The 13,508-nt window shown below is 67.1% G+C and carries 18 protein-coding genes; 9 read left to right on the top strand and 9 right to left on the bottom strand.

The annotated features are described in order from the left end of the window. Nucleotides 1-13: 13 nt before the first annotated feature. Nucleotides 14-400 carry a MerR family transcriptional regulator gene (locus ACIQCS_RS19685; RefSeq protein WP_345848337.1) on the bottom strand — a complete coding sequence of 129 codons (387 nt, stop codon included), beginning with the start codon at nucleotides 398-400 and terminating at the stop codon, nucleotides 14-16. 44 nt (nucleotides 401-444) lie between these two features. Between ACIQCS_RS19685 and ACIQCS_RS19680 the strand changes: the two genes are divergently transcribed. The 3 genes from ACIQCS_RS19680 (at nucleotide 445) to ACIQCS_RS19670 (ending at nucleotide 3,332) form a co-directional block, all read left to right on the top strand. After that, entirely contained in the window at nucleotides 445-1,203 is a 759-nt protein-coding gene (locus tag ACIQCS_RS19680) for a MauE/DoxX family redox-associated membrane protein (RefSeq protein ID WP_401531539.1), read from the top strand. Nucleotides 1,204-1,321: 118 nt separating this feature from the next. Next, the gene (locus tag ACIQCS_RS19675; protein ID WP_345848340.1) at nucleotides 1,322-2,617 is read left to right on the top strand and encodes an ectonucleotide pyrophosphatase/phosphodiesterase; all 1,296 of its coding nucleotides are present in this window, start codon (nucleotides 1,322-1,324) and stop codon (nucleotides 2,615-2,617) included. Nucleotides 2,618-2,885: 268 nt separating this feature from the next. Further along, the gene (locus ACIQCS_RS19670) at nucleotides 2,886-3,332 is read left to right on the top strand and encodes a MaoC family dehydratase (protein WP_345848342.1); all 447 of its coding nucleotides are present in this window, start codon (nucleotides 2,886-2,888) and stop codon (nucleotides 3,330-3,332) included. A gap of 120 nt (nucleotides 3,333-3,452) precedes the next feature. Here ACIQCS_RS19670 and ACIQCS_RS19665 read toward each other — a convergent pair whose 3' ends face one another. The 5 genes from ACIQCS_RS19665 to petA all read right to left on the bottom strand — a co-directional run bounded on the left by ACIQCS_RS19665 (nucleotide 3,453) and on the right by petA (nucleotide 7,183). Continuing rightward, the gene (locus ACIQCS_RS19665; RefSeq protein WP_345848344.1) at nucleotides 3,453-3,782 is read right to left on the bottom strand and encodes a hypothetical protein; all 330 of its coding nucleotides are present in this window, start codon (nucleotides 3,780-3,782) and stop codon (nucleotides 3,453-3,455) included. Between the two features lie 108 nt (nucleotides 3,783-3,890). Continuing rightward, nucleotides 3,891-4,427, bottom strand: coding sequence for an adenine phosphoribosyltransferase (locus ACIQCS_RS19660; RefSeq protein ID WP_280280674.1), 537 nt, complete (start codon nucleotides 4,425-4,427; stop codon nucleotides 3,891-3,893). A gap of 79 nt (nucleotides 4,428-4,506) precedes the next feature. Beyond that, entirely contained in the window at nucleotides 4,507-5,343 is an 837-nt protein-coding gene (locus tag ACIQCS_RS19655) for a cytochrome c1 (protein ID WP_280280675.1), read from the bottom strand. A gap of 15 nt (nucleotides 5,344-5,358) precedes the next feature. Beyond that, nucleotides 5,359-6,618 carry a cytochrome b N-terminal domain-containing protein gene (locus ACIQCS_RS19650; RefSeq protein WP_280280676.1) on the bottom strand — a complete coding sequence of 420 codons (1,260 nt, stop codon included), beginning with the start codon at nucleotides 6,616-6,618 and terminating at the stop codon, nucleotides 5,359-5,361. Nucleotides 6,619-6,631: 13 nt separating this feature from the next. Next, complete coding sequence (gene petA / locus ACIQCS_RS19645; protein ID WP_280280677.1) at nucleotides 6,632-7,183, bottom strand: ubiquinol-cytochrome c reductase iron-sulfur subunit; 552 nt, start codon at nucleotides 7,181-7,183, stop codon at nucleotides 6,632-6,634. A gap of 201 nt (nucleotides 7,184-7,384) precedes the next feature. Here petA and ACIQCS_RS19640 point away from each other — a divergent pair, with 201 nt between their 5' ends. From ACIQCS_RS19640 to ACIQCS_RS19630, 3 genes are read left to right on the top strand one after another with little or no spacing between them, the layout of a single operon-like run. Next, on the top strand, nucleotides 7,385-7,834 hold the full coding sequence (locus ACIQCS_RS19640) for a tRNA (cytidine(34)-2'-O)-methyltransferase (protein ID WP_345848350.1): 450 nt from the start codon (nucleotides 7,385-7,387) through the stop codon (nucleotides 7,832-7,834). Next, entirely contained in the window at nucleotides 7,831-8,673 is an 843-nt protein-coding gene (hemF, locus tag ACIQCS_RS19635) for an oxygen-dependent coproporphyrinogen oxidase (RefSeq protein ID WP_345848351.1), read from the top strand. The genes ACIQCS_RS19640 and hemF overlap by 4 nt, the downstream gene beginning before the upstream one ends. 2 nt (nucleotides 8,674-8,675) lie before the next feature. Beyond that, nucleotides 8,676-9,275 carry a GNAT family N-acetyltransferase gene (locus ACIQCS_RS19630; RefSeq protein ID WP_345848352.1) on the top strand — a complete coding sequence of 200 codons (600 nt, stop codon included), beginning with the start codon at nucleotides 8,676-8,678 and terminating at the stop codon, nucleotides 9,273-9,275. Here the strand turns inward: ACIQCS_RS19630 and ACIQCS_RS19625 are convergent. Further along, nucleotides 9,239-9,979 (bottom strand): hypothetical protein, encoded by a 741-nt coding sequence (locus tag ACIQCS_RS19625; protein WP_345848353.1) that lies wholly within the window; start codon nucleotides 9,977-9,979, stop codon nucleotides 9,239-9,241. The two genes, ACIQCS_RS19630 and ACIQCS_RS19625, sit on opposite strands and share 37 nt — an antisense overlap. Next, nucleotides 9,976-10,809, bottom strand: coding sequence for a hypothetical protein (locus ACIQCS_RS19620; protein WP_345848355.1), 834 nt, complete (start codon nucleotides 10,807-10,809; stop codon nucleotides 9,976-9,978). The genes ACIQCS_RS19625 and ACIQCS_RS19620 overlap by 4 nt, the downstream gene beginning before the upstream one ends. 94 nt (nucleotides 10,810-10,903) lie before the next feature. On the opposite strand from ACIQCS_RS19620, the gene lipB reads away from it, so the two are divergent. From lipB to ACIQCS_RS19605, 3 genes are all read left to right on the top strand, one after another. Next, entirely contained in the window at nucleotides 10,904-11,545 is a 642-nt protein-coding gene (lipB, locus tag ACIQCS_RS19615) for a lipoyl(octanoyl) transferase LipB (RefSeq protein ID WP_345852000.1), read from the top strand. Between the two features lie 114 nt (nucleotides 11,546-11,659). Continuing rightward, nucleotides 11,660-11,896: a hypothetical protein gene (locus ACIQCS_RS19610; protein WP_086131019.1), complete on the top strand. Its 237-nt coding sequence runs from the start codon at nucleotides 11,660-11,662 to the stop codon at nucleotides 11,894-11,896. A 183-nt stretch (nucleotides 11,897-12,079) separates the two neighbouring features. Further along, nucleotides 12,080-12,760 carry a hypothetical protein gene (locus ACIQCS_RS19605; protein ID WP_345848356.1) on the top strand — a complete coding sequence of 227 codons (681 nt, stop codon included), beginning with the start codon at nucleotides 12,080-12,082 and terminating at the stop codon, nucleotides 12,758-12,760. Between the two features lie 112 nt (nucleotides 12,761-12,872). On the opposite strand, the gene queE is transcribed toward ACIQCS_RS19605, so the two are convergent. Beyond that, nucleotides 12,873-13,505, bottom strand: a complete 633-nt coding sequence (gene queE, locus ACIQCS_RS19600; protein WP_345848357.1) for a 7-carboxy-7-deazaguanine synthase — start codon at nucleotides 13,503-13,505, stop codon at nucleotides 12,873-12,875. Nucleotides 13,506-13,508 lie beyond the last annotated feature (3 nt).

Here is a 13,508-nt window from a genome sequence, read left to right as displayed (position 1 = left end):
ATGAACGGCGGATTTATCCGTCGAACGCCGTGAGGATCGGGCACGGCCCGGCACCGCCCCCGCCGCATTCGCGCGCCAGCCGGGCCAGCGCGTCGCGCGCGGCGGCGAGCTCGGCGATCTTGCGGTCGAGCACGGCGATCTGCTCGCGGGCCAGGGCCCGGGCGCGCGGGCGGTCGTCGCGCGCATCGAGCGCGAGCAGCTCGCCGATCTGCTCGAGCGTGAAGCCCGCCGCCTGGGCCGAACGGATGAAGCGCAGCCGGCGCACGTCCTGCTCGCCATAGCGCCGCACCCCGCCATGATAGCCGCGCTCGGGCTCGGCCAGCAGCCCGCGGCGCTGGTAATAGCGGATGGTCTCGACCCCTACGCCGCCCGCCTCCGCCAATTTTCCGATCGTCAGCATCCCGCCTTGACTCCGTACCATAGTACGGACCCTATATGGCATCCATGACTGGAAACGCAAAGCGCGCGACGCTCTATCGCATGGTGATGCCCGATCACGTCTGCCCCTATGGCATCAAGTCCAAATGGCAGCTCGAACGGCACGGCTACACGGTGGACGATCATTGGCTGACGACGCGGGAGGCAACCGACGCGTTCAAGTGGGAGCACAGCGTGCAGACCACGCCGCAGACGTTCATCGACGGCAAGCGGATCGGCGGCAATGACGACCTGAGCCGCTTCTTCGGCGGCAAGGTCGCCGAGCCGGGCGCGACCAGCTATCGCCCGGTGATCGCGCTGTTCGGCATGACCGCGGCGCTGGCGATGGCGGCAAGCTTCGCGGTGACGGGTTCGCCCTTCACGGTGCGCGCGGCCGAATGGTTCGTGAGCTTCAGCATGTGCGTGCTCGCGATGCTCAAGCTCCAGGACGTCGAGAAATTCTCGTCGATGTTCCTCAACTACGACCTGCTCGCGCGGCGCTGGGTACCTTATGCCTATGCATATCCATTTCTCGAGGGGCTGGCGGGCGTGCTGATGGTCGCGGGCGCGCTGCCCTGGTTCGCCGCGCCGCTGGGCCTGACCATCGGCACGATCGGCGCGGTATCGGTGTTCAAGGCAGTCTATGTCGATCGGCGCACGCTCAAATGCGCCTGTGTGGGGGGCAGCAGCAACGTGCCGCTGGGCTTCGTCTCGCTGACCGAGAATCTGTTCATGATCGGCATGGCGCTGTGGATGATCGCCGGGCCCGGCGGCATGGCGATGTAGGCACGCGAGACCCGTCGCCCCCAAGGCGGGACGGCGCCCGGCCAGGCATGGTTTGCCCGGCCGGGCGCCGGCATGTAACGACTTACCCCGGCAACATTTCGCTGTCAGGGGGCCGCGCATGCGCTGGTATTCGAAGATCGCCGCCGCGGCGCTTGCCGCCATTCTCCAGGCCTGTGCCACCGCGCCCGTCGCCGCGCCGCCGCCGGCACCGGCTCCGGCGCCAGCCGTGGCGCCGGCATCCGCCGAGCAACGCGCGCCCGTGACGATCCTGGTCTCGATCGACGGCTTCCGACCGGACTATCTGGAGCGCGGCGTGACGCCCAACCTCTCGCGCCTCGCCGCGGGCGGCGTCACCGCGCCGATGCATCCCAGCTTCCCGTCCAAGACTTTCCCCAATCACTGGACGCTGGTGACCGGCCTCTATCCCGACCATCACGGCATCACCGCCAACAAGATGGAGGATGCGGGCCGGCCGAAGGAAGTCTTCACCATGATGAGCGACGACCCGTTCTGGTGGAACGCGGCCGCGCCGATCTGGGTGGATGCCGAGAAGGCGGGCATCCGCACCGCGACCGAATTCTGGCCCGGCTCGAACGTGGCGGTCGGCGGGGTGAAGGCCGATAAATGGCCCAACACGATCACCGGCGGCACCCGGCCGAGCGACTGGGCGCAGTTCAACCAGGTGATCTCCGGCACACAGCGCGTCAACGCCGTGATCGACTGGCTGCGCCGGCCGGCGGCGATCCGGCCGAAGCTGGTGACGCTCTATTTCGACACCATCGATACCGCCGGCCACACCTATGGCCCGGGCGACCAGCGCACCACCGATGCGGTTGCCGATATCGACAAGACCATCGGCATGCTGACCGACGGGCTCGCCGCGCTGGGCCAGCCCGCCAACCTCGTCATCGTCGCCGATCACGGCATGGCCGCGACCAGCGGCGAGCGGACGCTGGCGATCCTGGGCAGGCTCCATCCCGACGAGTATCACCTGGTCGAGACCGGCCCCTATCTCAGCCTCACGCCCGCTCCAGGCAAGGAAGCCAAGGTGGAGAAGGTGCTGCTCGGCAAGCACGACCATTATGAATGCTGGCGCAAGGCCGAGATCCCGGCGCGCTTCCATTACGGCACCAATCCGCGCATCCCGGCGATCTTCTGCCTGGCGGAGACCGGCTGGCTGATCGGCGACAAGCCCGGCAAGCCGGGCGATGCCGGCGGCACGCACGGCTTCGACAACCAGTCGCCGGACATGACCGCGCTGTTCATCGCCAACGGCCCCGCCTTCCGCCCGGCGACGCTGCCGGCCTTCACCAATGTCGACGTCTATCCGCTGCTGCGCGACCTGATCGGGCTGCCGCCCAAGGCCGGGGTGGACGGCACCGACGCGCCGTTCCGGGACGTGCTGGCCCGATAGCGCTGGATTGGGAATCCGGGCAGGCCTTGAAGCCAACTTCGTCATCCCCGCGCAAGCGGGGATCCAGGGCCAAGGCGAATCGCCGCGAGGCTCGCTCTGCCGTCTCCGGCAAGCCCGAGCGCGATTGCTTTGACTACCCCATGCTACCCTGGATCCCCGCTTATGCGGGGATGACCGGGAATATGAGCTCCCACCCGGCCGCCACGCGGCGCGTCGGAAACCGCGCACGGGACTTGCCAAAGTTCCGTTTTCATCCGAAACTGATCTCATGCTCTACCTGGACGACATGCAAGCCGGCACGAAGCGGAGCTTCGGCCGTTACGAAGTCACGCGCGAGGAAGTGCTCGACTTCGCGCGGAAATATGATCCGCAGCCCTTCCACCTTTCCGACGAGGCCGCCGCCGAGACGCATTTCGGCCGGCTGGCGGCGAGCGGCTGGCACACCTGTGCGATGACCATGTCGATGTTCGTCGCCGAGATGGCGGTGCATCCCCAGGCCAGCCTGGGCGCCGCCGGGGTGGACGAGCTGCGCTGGCTCAAGCCCGTCCATCCGGGCGACGTGCTGCGCTGCGAGAGCGAGATCCTCGAAGTGAAGCCCTCGCGCAGCCGGCCCGACATGGGCAGCATGCGGACGCAGACGACTACCTATAACCAGCATGGCGAGCCGGTGCTGCGCTTCATTGCGCTGGCGCTGATGCGGCGGCGCCCGGCTTAGGATCACGCCTCAATCAGCAAACCGCGTCATCCCCGCGCAGGCGGGGATGACGAAATGCGCGTCCAGTCTCCAGGCAAATCGGATCCGGTCTGGACCGCGCCCTAGAATCAGGCTCTGCGCTCAGCGCCGCCTGCCGCCGCCGGGGCCGCGGAAATCACGCCAGTTGTTCCGCCAATGCGGGTTGCCGCGCCAGTTGGTGCGGCGGCCTTCCCAATAGCCGCGCTGCGCATCGGTCCAGGGGTGGCGGACCCGGCCGCGGTCATAGACGTAATAGCCGGTACCGGGATAATAATAGTCGCCATACCAGCCCCAATAGGGATCGCCCCAGGCGGCATTGTAGCCCACCGCGACACGGCCGCCATAGCCATAGCCGTCATCGACGCAGCCGCCGAGCGCGGCCGCACCGGCGATGCCGGCGGCGAAAACCATGGATTTGAGGACTAAGCGCATGTCCGGTCTCCTGGCGGGAGACGCGGACGGAAGCGGGATCGCACCTGCGCGCCCCCGTAGCGAGCTAAATGACCGACGGGGCGGAGAGTTCCCTGCCCGCCGGACGGGTCAATGCCCGTCGAACGCCACCAGTGCATGGACCCCGATCCCGTCGCCGCGCAGCGCATCCGCGCCGCCCAGTTCGGGCAGGTCGACCACGAACGAGGCCTGGGTGACTTCGGCGCCGGCCTTGCGCAGCAGGCGCACCGCGGCGCGGGCGGTGCCGCCGGTGGCGATCAGGTCGTCGACCAGCAGCACGCGCGCGCCGGGCGCCAGCGCATCGGCATGGATGGCGATCCGGTCGGTGCCATATTCCAGGGCATAATCCTCGGCGATCGTCGCGCCGGGCAGCTTGCCGTCCTTGCGGACCAGCAGCATGCCCGCGCCGAGCCGCACCGCCAGCGCCGCGCCGAACAGGAAGCCGCGCGCCTCGATCCCGGCGACGAGATCGATCGGGCCATCCACCGCCGCCGCCATCCGCTCGACGGTGAGCCGCAGCCCCTCGGCATCGAGCAGCAGCGTGGTGATGTCGCGGAACATGATGCCCGGCTTGGGGAAATCGGGAATCGTCCGGATGCGCTGCCGGATGTCGTCATTCTCAGCCATGGAAACCCTCGAAACAGGAATCCCGCCCTGGCGGTGCCGGGGCGGGATTCGATGCGACCGGTACTGCCGCCGAAGCGGATCAGTGCTTAACGCCAGCCCATACCGAGCGATAGGCGCCATAGGTCAGGAACGCCGCGAAGATCAGGAAGCCCAGCACGGCGAGGCCCGCCGCGTGGCGCGTCTCGAGCGTGGGCTCCGCCGTCCAGACCAGGAACGCCGCCACGTCTTCCGACATCTGCGGAATCGTCGCGCGGGTGCCGTCCGAATAATTGACCTGGCCGTCCTGGGTGAGCGGCGGCGGCATCGCGATGTTGAGATTTGCGAAATAGGGATTGAAGTGCATCCCGTCCGGCGTCTTGGCGAACTCCGGGAAGTGCTTCAGCGCCTCGGCCGACGGCTTCTCGTTATAGCCGGTCAGCAGCGAGTGGACATAGGCCGCCCCGTTATGCCGCGCCTTGGTGATCAGGCTGAGGTCCGGCGGCGTGCCGGTGCCGGCATAATAGACCTTGGGGAAACGATCCGACGGCACATTGTCGCGCTCGCCCCAGGTGCCGCCCTTCTCGTCGAACACCGGCTGCTTGGTGCCCCAGTCCTTGGCGATCTTCTTCACCTCGGCATCGGTGTAGCCGAGGTCCTTCAGATTGCGGAACGAGACCAGGTTGAGCGAGTGGCAGGTCGAGCAGACGTCCTTGTAGACCAGGAAGCCGCGCTGCAGCTGCCGCCGGTCGAACTTGCCGAGCAGCCCGTCCGAGGCGAGCTTCAGCGGCTCCGGATGCTTGTGCATCATGTGCTCGGCGGTTTCCGCAGGCGGCTCGTAGATCACGCCCTTGACCGAGCCGAACAGCGCGATCGCCAGCACGAGGATGAAAGCACCGCCGACCAGGAACTTGATCGATTTGATGAACAGCGAAGTCATTGTTCCCAGTCCCCCTTACGCGCCGGTCTTGGCCAGCACGGCCTCGGTGATCGAGCCCGGCAGCGGCTTCGGCGTTTCCAGGTGCGAGATGATCGGCACGACGATCAGGAAATGCGCGAAATAATAGGCCGCCGCGATCTGGCTGACGATCACGTAGAGCGGCTCGGCCGGCGAGCCGCCGCAATAGCCGAGCACCAGCACGTCCGCCACGAGCACCCAGAAGGCGATCTTGTACATCGGACGATAGCTGCCCGAGCGCACCGGCGACTTGTCCAGCCAGGGCAGGAAGAACAGGAGCAGGATCGAGCCGAACATCGCCAGCACGCCCCACAGCTTCGCCGGCAGGATGAAGTCCGCGGTGAAGGCACGCAGGATCGCGTAGAACGGCCAGAAATACCATTCCGGGACGATGTGCGCCGGGGTGGAGAGCGGGTTGGCCGGGATGTAATTGTCCGGATGGCCCAGCAGGTCCGGCGCGAAGAAGATCAGCGCCGAGAAGGCGATCAGGAAGACCACCACGCCCAGCCCGTCCTTCGCCGTGTAGTATGGGTGGAACGGCACGGTATCCTGCTCGCCCTTCACCTCGACGCCCGTCGGGTTCGACGAGCCCGGGATGTGCAGCGCCCAGATATGGAGGATCACGGCGCCCGCGATCACGAACGGCAGGAGATAGTGGAGCGAGAAGAAGCGGTTCAGCGCCGCATCGTCCGGCGCATAGCCGCCGAGCAGCCAGATGCGCACCCAGTCGCCGACCACGGGAATCGCCGAGAAGAAGCCGGTGATCACCTGCGCGCCCCAGAAGCTCATCTGGCCCCAGGGAAGGACATAGCCCATGAAGGCAGTGGCCATCAGCAGCAGGAAGATGACCACGCCCAGCAGCCACACCATTTCGCGCGGCGCCTTGTACGACCCGTAATAGAGGCCGCGGAACATGTGGATGTAGATCACCACGAAGAACATCGAGGCGCCGTTGGCGTGGGCGAAGCGCAGGAACCAGCCCGCGTTCACGTCGCGCATGATGCCGACATTCACCGATTCGAAGGCGCCCGCGGCGGACGAATGGAAGTGCATCGCCAGCACGATGCCGGTGATCAACTGGCAGACCAGCGCCACCCCGGCGAGCACGCCGAAGTTCCACCAGTAGTTGAGGTTGCGGGGCACCGGATAGCCGGCGCCGACGGCGTTGTAGACGAAGCGCGGCAGCGGAAGGCGCTGGTCCACCCACTGCATCAGCGGGTGCTTCGGCTCATAATGCTTGGCCCAGGGAAAGCTCATCGCGCTGTAATCCTCACCCAACCACGACGACGGTGTCGGACGTGAAACTATATTTCGGAACCTCGAGGTTCTTCGGCGCCGGCCCCTGGCGGATGCGGCCGGCCGTGTCATAGGCCGAGCCGTGGCAGGGGCAGAAATAGCCGCCGAACGGCCCGCGATTCTCGCCCTCGCCCGCGCCCAGCGGCACGCAGCCGAGATGGGTGCAGACGCCCAGCGTGATCAGCCAGTTGGTGTGGCCCTTCGCCGTCCGCTGCTCGAGCGTCTGCGGATCGCGCAGGCTGGAGACCGGCACCGCGTCCGCCTCGGCGATTTCCTTCGGCGTCAGGTTGCGCACGAACAGCGGCTGCTTGCGGAAGCTCGTCTTGATCGCCTGCCCCGGCTCGATCTTCGACACGTCCACCTCGGTGGTGGACAGCGCGAGCACGTCGGCCGACGGGTTCATCGAATTGACCAGCGGAAGCACCACGACGCCCGCGCCCACAGCCGCCACCGAAACGGCGGCATATTGCAGATAATCGCGGCGGCGGGGATTTTCGAGACCGGCGAGATCGCCTTCAATTGCCATGTTTACCCCTTGCACTTCGAACTTGCCGCGGCGAACGCGCGGGTAGGACGTGACGCAGACACGGGCGCTAAGGCCCCCCTCGCGGCCTACCGGTGTCTCCCGGTTAAGCCAGCTGGCCTGATAGACGGCGCCCAAGCGCTTCCGCAACAGGGATTTTGAACGACTTGCTGCGCCGGGCGGGGGGACGCTAGGAGCAGCGCCATGCGACTAGCCCTGTTCGAGCCCGATATTGCCGGCAATGTGGGTGCCGTGCTGCGCCTCGGCGCCTGTTTCGGCGCGCCCGTGGATCTCATCGAGCCGATGGGATTCGCCTGGAACGATGCCGCCCGCCGCCGCGCCGCGATGGACTATGGCGAAATCGCCGAAGTCGCGCGCCACGCGGATTTCGATGCGTTCGCCGGCAAGCTCGCCGGCCGCGTGGTGCTGTTCAGCACCAGGGGATCGATCCGGCTCGACGAAGCAACGTTCCAGGCCGGCGACACCCTGTTGTTCGGCTCCGAGAGCCGCGGCGCCCCCGATTTCGTGCATGCGCGTGCGGATTTGATCGTGCGCATACCGCTGCGCGCCGGGCTGCGCTCCCTGAACCTCGCGGTATCGGCGGGCATCGGGCTTGCCGAGGCGCTCCGCCAGACCAAAGGATTTCCGGAATGATCGAGCTCGACGAACAGCAACAGGCTGCCCGCACCTGGTTCGAGAGCCTGCGCGACGCGATCTGCGCCGAGTTCGAGGCGATCGAGGCAGAGGCCGGATCGGACGCGCGCTTCGAATATGTCGCCTGGGACCGCACCGATCCCTCGGGCGAGCCCGGCGGGGGGGGCGTGCGCGGCGTGATGAAGGGCAAGGTGTTCGAGAAGGTGGGCGTCAACGTCTCCACCGTCGGCGGCACCTTCGAGGGCGAGTTCGCCAAGACGATCCACGGCGCGGGTGAGGATCCCAAATTCTTCGCCACCGGCATCAGCCTGGTCGCGCACATGGCCAATCCGCATGTGCCCGCGGTGCACATGAACACACGCTTCCTCGCCACTACCAAGCGCTGGTTCGGCGGCGGGGCGGACCTGAACCCGCCCATCCCCTATGCGGAGGACACCGAAGCGTTCCACGCGGCGCTCCAGGCCGCTTGCGACGCGCACGACCCGGAACATTATCCGCGCTTCAGGAAATGGGCGGACGAATATTTCTACATCCCCCACCGCAAGGTGCATCGCGGCGTGGGCGGGATCTTCTACGACCATCTGGAGCGGGACTGGGCGGCGGACTTCGCCTTCACCCAGGATGTCGGCCGCGCGTTCCTCGACGTCTATCCCCGTATCGTGCGGCGGCGGATGGGGCTGCCCTTCGGCGAGGCCGAACGCCAGCAGCAGCTCGAATGGCGCGGCCGCTATGCCGAGTTCAACCTGATCTACGACCGGGGCACCCTGTTCGGGCTCAAGACCGGCGGCAATATCGACGCGATCCTGATGAGCCTGCCCCCGATGGCGGCGTGGAGCTGAGCATGGGCCTGATCCCGGTCGCCGACGACCAGGTCGCCACCGTCGTCACTGCGCTCGAGATGCTGGCGCGCCCGCGGCCCCGGCCCGTGCCCGATTCGCCGCTGCGGCTGGTGCGCTGGACCCTGCCCGATCCGGCCAAGTATCGCGCGCTGTTCCGGCGGGTCGGCGAACCCTGGCTATGGTTCTCGCGGCTGGTGATGGACGAGGCGCGCCTCACCACCATCATCCACGATCCCCGGGTCCATGTCTTCGCGGTGGTCGATCGCGCGGGGATCGAGGTCGGCATGCTCGAGCTCGATTTCCGCGCCGAGGCGACGTGCGAGCTGGGCTTTGTCGGGCTGGTGCCCGAGCTGGCGGGCAAGGGACATGGCGGCTGGCTGATGGCGCAGGCGCTGATGCTCGCCTGGACGCCGGAGGTGACGCGCGTCTGGGTGCACACCTGCACGCTCGACCATCCGGGGGCGCTCGGCTTCTACCGCAAGCATGGCTTCGTGCCCTATCGGCGCACGGTGGAGACATTCGCGGATCCGCGGCTGGCGGGTGTGCTGGCGCCCGGCGCGGCGCCTCAGATCCCCTGCCTGGGTGCGCCCGCCAGCCGATAGGCGGCGACGCGGATCAGCGCGAGCGCGGCCCAGGCGGCACCCCCGAGCAGCGCAGTGACGAGATAGGAGACCGGCGCCACGGCCTGCGCGCCGCCGATGAGCGCGGCGATCGTTCCCAGGATGCCGCCGGTGACGATCACGAGCCCGAACGCCAGGAACAGGACCATCGATGCCAGGCCGAGCAGCGCGAAGCCGGTGAGGCCGGCACTGCGCCGCCACCCTTCGCGAAAGGCGCCGAGCACCCCCGCGGCCGGATCGGCGGCCAGGGCGGGCCCCGCCAGCCAGGTTCGCGCCACCACGAACAGGCCGGGGATCACGAACAGCGACAGGCCGAAGGAGAAGAACAGCCCGGCGATCAGGTTGAGCACGAAGAAGGCGGGGAAGCGCCGCAGCGTGATCAGCAGCACTTCGCCCAGCGTGCGCCCGCCGCCCTGGAGATAGAGGTTGAATATCGCGAAGCCGCCGAAATCGATGGCGATGTTGATCGCCAGGATCGCCGGCAGATTGGCGGTGTAGAAGGCCGTCAGTGCCGTGCGCAGCTTTTCCGGGTCCTCGGTCGCCGGCAGATCGAGCCCCGCGAGCAGCAGCGCCGCGCCCAGCATCGGCACCACGAAGAACATGCCCGCCAGCGCCACGAGCAGCTCGCGCTCCGCGCGCCAGAGAGTGACGGCATCGGCGAGGATGCCGCGGCTGGTGAGGCTCATGCCCGGAACGCGCCTTCGCGCAGCCCGGCATCGGCCGCGAGGGCCAGATAGAGCTTGGCGGTGAAGGCGGGCACCAGCACGGTGAAGCCGGTCTGCACCGCGGCGACGACGATCGAAGTGAGCACCCCAGCCAGCGTGATCCCTTCGGCCGGGCCGCCGGTGACGAGCGCGAAGATGCTGCCGAACACCATGTTGGCGGCGAGGATCGAGACCCAGGAGACCAGCGCGAAGAGCAGGATCACCCCGATGATCCGCCAGGTCATGCCGCGGGTGAGCTTCCATGACTGGCGCAGCGCGGAGAACATCCGCTTCTCGCGCACGATCACCGCGTTGGTGATCAGCAGCCGCGCGCCGATCCACAGCAGCAGCCCGAGCAGCGCCAGCCCGTAGAGCGCGATCCCACCGGCAATCTGCGGGCCGAGCCCGACATTGGTGCCGCGCGCGATCTCCATCAGGTCGTACCCGTTCAGCTGCAGTGCCAGCGGGACCGGCAGCACCAGCAGGAACATCACCGCGAACAGCAGCACCGAGACCGCGAGCGCCGGCAGCAGGCGGTCGCGCCCGATCACTCCGGCGCTGCGCGCGCTCGCCATGTCGAGCGCCATCGCCGAGATGGTGAGCGAACCCCAGAGCGAGAGAATGCCGAAGGCGAGCTGGACGAGGTAGAGTGACAGCACCAGCTCCGGACTGCCCCCGGTCTTGGCCGCCTGGAAGCTGCCTTCGATCGATGCCGGCACGAAGAAGGCGAGCAGCGCCACGGGCAGGATCGCGCCCAGATTGTCGCTCAGAAACTCCGCCGTCCGATCCCAGACGGTGCCCATCTTCGCCATGCGCCCGATGTCCTCCCTCCATCCGGTGTTAGCGGGCGCGCATTATGTTGCCAATGCTTGCGCAATCGCTTTCGGATGCGCAATTCGCATGGCGATGAACCAGGATATCGAATGGCGGGTCGCCCCGGAGCCGATCGAATATGGCGCCGCGCTGGCCGAGATGGAGGCGCACGTCGCCGCGCTGACCGCCGGCACCGCGCCCGAACGCATCTGGCTGCTCGAGCATCCGAGCGTCTACACCGCCGGCACCAGCGCCACCGACGCGGGCGAGCTGATCGACCCGCGCTTTCCCGTGTTCCGCACCGGGCGCGGCGGGCGCTACACCTATCACGGGCCCGGCCAGCGCATCGGCTATCTGATGCTCGACCTCCGCCGGCGGAAGCGCGACGTGCGCGGCTATGTCCATGCCGTGGAGGGCTGGGTGATCGCCGCGCTGGCCGAACTGGGGATCGAGGCGTTCCGCGCCGAGGGGCGCATCGGCATCTGGACGCTCGACCAGGCGGGCCGGGAAGCGAAGATCGGCGCGATCGGCGTGCGCATCCGGCAATGGGTGACCATGCACGGCTTCGCAGTGAACCTCTCGCCGAACCTGGGCGATTTCAACGGCATCGTCCCCTGCGGCATCGCCGAATTCCCCGTCACCAGCGCCGCCGCCCTCGGCAAGCCGGTAACATCCCGGCAATTCGATTCGGCGCTCCAGGCCACATTTTTGCCATTTTTGGACGCTCTCTCCTGAGCGCAGGTCAAATCGAGTCTTGAGGGGTTTGCCCGAACCGTCTAATGTCCACTCCGGTTTGGGTATTAAACGGCGTAACCGTAATCCAGATCCATTATCTAGGGAGCTTTCTACATGCGTGCAGTCATTTCGAAGATCGTTGCAGGTTCGATGATCGCCGGCGCGGCCCTCCTGGCCTCGGCGTGCACCAGCAACGAGTCGACCAACGTGACCAACACCACCGAAGTCGTTCCGACCGAGAACGTGACCACCGACACCATGGTGACCAACATCGACGCCGCCGCCACCGAGAACGGCGCCGTGGTCGAGAACACCACCACCGTCGAGACCAACACCACCAACGCGCACTGATCGCGCGCCCGGTAGGGTGTTTGAAGAAAGGGCCGTCCGGGCGACCGGGCGGCCTTTTTCGTTTCCGGATTTGCGATGAAATGCCGGTATGGCACGGCCCGGATGGTAAAAAGGGGCTTCAACCCGGACTCGGAACACCGTAACCCCTGCCCACGGGGTCAACTGGTAGTTTTCGAGGGCAGCATGCTCGCATCGCGTATCGCACTTATGCTGGCCGGGGGGATCGGCCTGTTCGTATCCGCGCCGGCTTCGGCGCAATTCTTCCTCAAGCCCGCCAATCTCGAGAGCGGGCGGGTCACCGGGGCGGAGCCCGGCATGACGGGCCCGGCGCTGCCGGGTGCCACCGCCGCGGAGCTACGCGCCGCGCTCGCCTGGAACCTGCGTGCCGCGCTCAACGTCGCGGCGCTCCAGTGCCAGTTCGAGCCGACGCTGTTGTCGGTCGACAATTACAATTCGCTGATCAAGGACCACGCGATCGAACTGCGTGATTCCTACGCTACGCTCGAGAAATATTTTGAACGAGCATACAAGAACAAGAAGCAGGGCCAGCTAGAGCTCGACAAGTACGGCACCCGCATCTACTCGGGATTCTCGACTGTTCAGGGGCAGCTTTCTTTCTGCCAGACGGCCGCCGCAATCGGCCATGATGCGGTGTTCGTGAAGCCGGGCCAGTTCGGCGAGTTGGCGCAGGACCGGATGAAGGAACTCCGCGCCAGCCTGGGTCCCTGGGGCGAGCAATATCGTCCGTCGGGCTATATCGTCACCGGCATGTACGGCGTGAAGATGCCGCCCTTCGGCAACGACAAGTGCTGGAAGAAGGGCCAGTATCAGGTCAAGAAGTGCGGCCCGCTGCTGATCGATTGATCGACTGACCAGCCTCCCCGCGCCCTCCCGCCATCCCGGCGAACGCCGGGATCTCAGGCGATGGTGCGGGGAAGGAGGCGCACGAGATCCCGGCGTTCGCGGGATGACGATTTTACCGCAATCCCAGCATCTTGTGCGTCTGCAAGGTCAGGCGCCATCGGGGCCGCGCCATCGCGAAGGCGATCGCGGCCCGCAGATTGTCCGCCGCTTCCGCGCTGTCCATCGGCTGGACCAGGAAATTGGCAAAGTCCCAGCCCTCGAGCGTGTCGACATCGGTGCCGGGCTGCGGCCAGACCAGCTTGAGCTCGTCGCCGGCACGCTGGACGACCTCGCTCCCCGCCTTGGGGCTGATGCACACCCAGTCGATCCCCGGATGTACCGGCAAGGTACCGTTGCTCTCGATCGCGATACGGAAACCGCGGCCGTGGAGCGCATCGACCAGCGCATCGTCCACCTGCAGCATGGGCTCGCCGCCGGTGAGCACCACGAAGCGCGCCTCGGCGCCCTCGCCCCAATACCCGGTCACTGCATCGGCCAGCGCCGCTGCATCGGCGAACTTGCCGCCGCCCAGCCCGTCGGTGCCGACGAAATCGGTGTCGCAGAACCGGCAGATCGCACCGGCCCGGTCCTGCTCGCGGCCGGTCCACAGATTACACCCGGCGAAGCGCACGAACACCGCGCGCGCGCCGGCATTCACGCCCTCACCCTGGAGCGTGAGGAACATTTCCTTGACGCTGTAGGTCATTGC

Source organism: Sphingomonas sp. NPDC092440, assembly GCF_044754985.1.
In the GTDB taxonomy this organism is placed as follows: Bacteria; Pseudomonadota; Alphaproteobacteria; order Sphingomonadales; family Sphingomonadaceae; genus Sphingomonas.
This window is presented reverse-complemented; position numbering and strand designations above follow the sequence as displayed.

Coding starts and splice junctions, on each gene's coding strand:
- ACIQCS_RS19685 (WP_345848337.1), bottom strand. CDS start 400: ATGCTGACGATCGGAAAATTGGCGGAGGCGGGCGGCGTAGGGGTCGAG.
- ACIQCS_RS19680 (WP_401531539.1), top strand. CDS start 445: ATGACTGGAAACGCAAAGCGCGCGACGCTCTATCGCATGGTGATGCCC.
- ACIQCS_RS19675 (WP_345848340.1), top strand. CDS start 1,322: ATGCGCTGGTATTCGAAGATCGCCGCCGCGGCGCTTGCCGCCATTCTC.
- ACIQCS_RS19670 (WP_345848342.1), top strand. CDS start 2,886: ATGCTCTACCTGGACGACATGCAAGCCGGCACGAAGCGGAGCTTCGGC.
- ACIQCS_RS19665 (WP_345848344.1), bottom strand. CDS start 3,782: ATGCGCTTAGTCCTCAAATCCATGGTTTTCGCCGCCGGCATCGCCGGT.
- ACIQCS_RS19660 (WP_280280674.1), bottom strand. CDS start 4,427: ATGGCTGAGAATGACGACATCCGGCAGCGCATCCGGACGATTCCCGAT.
- ACIQCS_RS19655 (WP_280280675.1), bottom strand. CDS start 5,343: ATGACTTCGCTGTTCATCAAATCGATCAAGTTCCTGGTCGGCGGTGCT.
- ACIQCS_RS19650 (WP_280280676.1), bottom strand. CDS start 6,618: ATGAGCTTTCCCTGGGCCAAGCATTATGAGCCGAAGCACCCGCTGATG.
- petA (WP_280280677.1), bottom strand. CDS start 7,183: ATGGCAATTGAAGGCGATCTCGCCGGTCTCGAAAATCCCCGCCGCCGC.
- ACIQCS_RS19640 (WP_345848350.1), top strand. CDS start 7,385: ATGCGACTAGCCCTGTTCGAGCCCGATATTGCCGGCAATGTGGGTGCC.
- hemF (WP_345848351.1), top strand. CDS start 7,831: ATGATCGAGCTCGACGAACAGCAACAGGCTGCCCGCACCTGGTTCGAG.
- ACIQCS_RS19630 (WP_345848352.1), top strand. CDS start 8,676: ATGGGCCTGATCCCGGTCGCCGACGACCAGGTCGCCACCGTCGTCACT.
- ACIQCS_RS19625 (WP_345848353.1), bottom strand. CDS start 9,979: ATGAGCCTCACCAGCCGCGGCATCCTCGCCGATGCCGTCACTCTCTGG.
- ACIQCS_RS19620 (WP_345848355.1), bottom strand. CDS start 10,809: ATGGCGAAGATGGGCACCGTCTGGGATCGGACGGCGGAGTTTCTGAGC.
- lipB (WP_345852000.1), top strand. CDS start 10,904: ATGAACCAGGATATCGAATGGCGGGTCGCCCCGGAGCCGATCGAATAT.
- ACIQCS_RS19610 (WP_086131019.1), top strand. CDS start 11,660: ATGCGTGCAGTCATTTCGAAGATCGTTGCAGGTTCGATGATCGCCGGC.
- ACIQCS_RS19605 (WP_345848356.1), top strand. CDS start 12,080: ATGCTCGCATCGCGTATCGCACTTATGCTGGCCGGGGGGATCGGCCTG.
- queE (WP_345848357.1), bottom strand. CDS start 13,505: ATGACCTACAGCGTCAAGGAAATGTTCCTCACGCTCCAGGGTGAGGGC.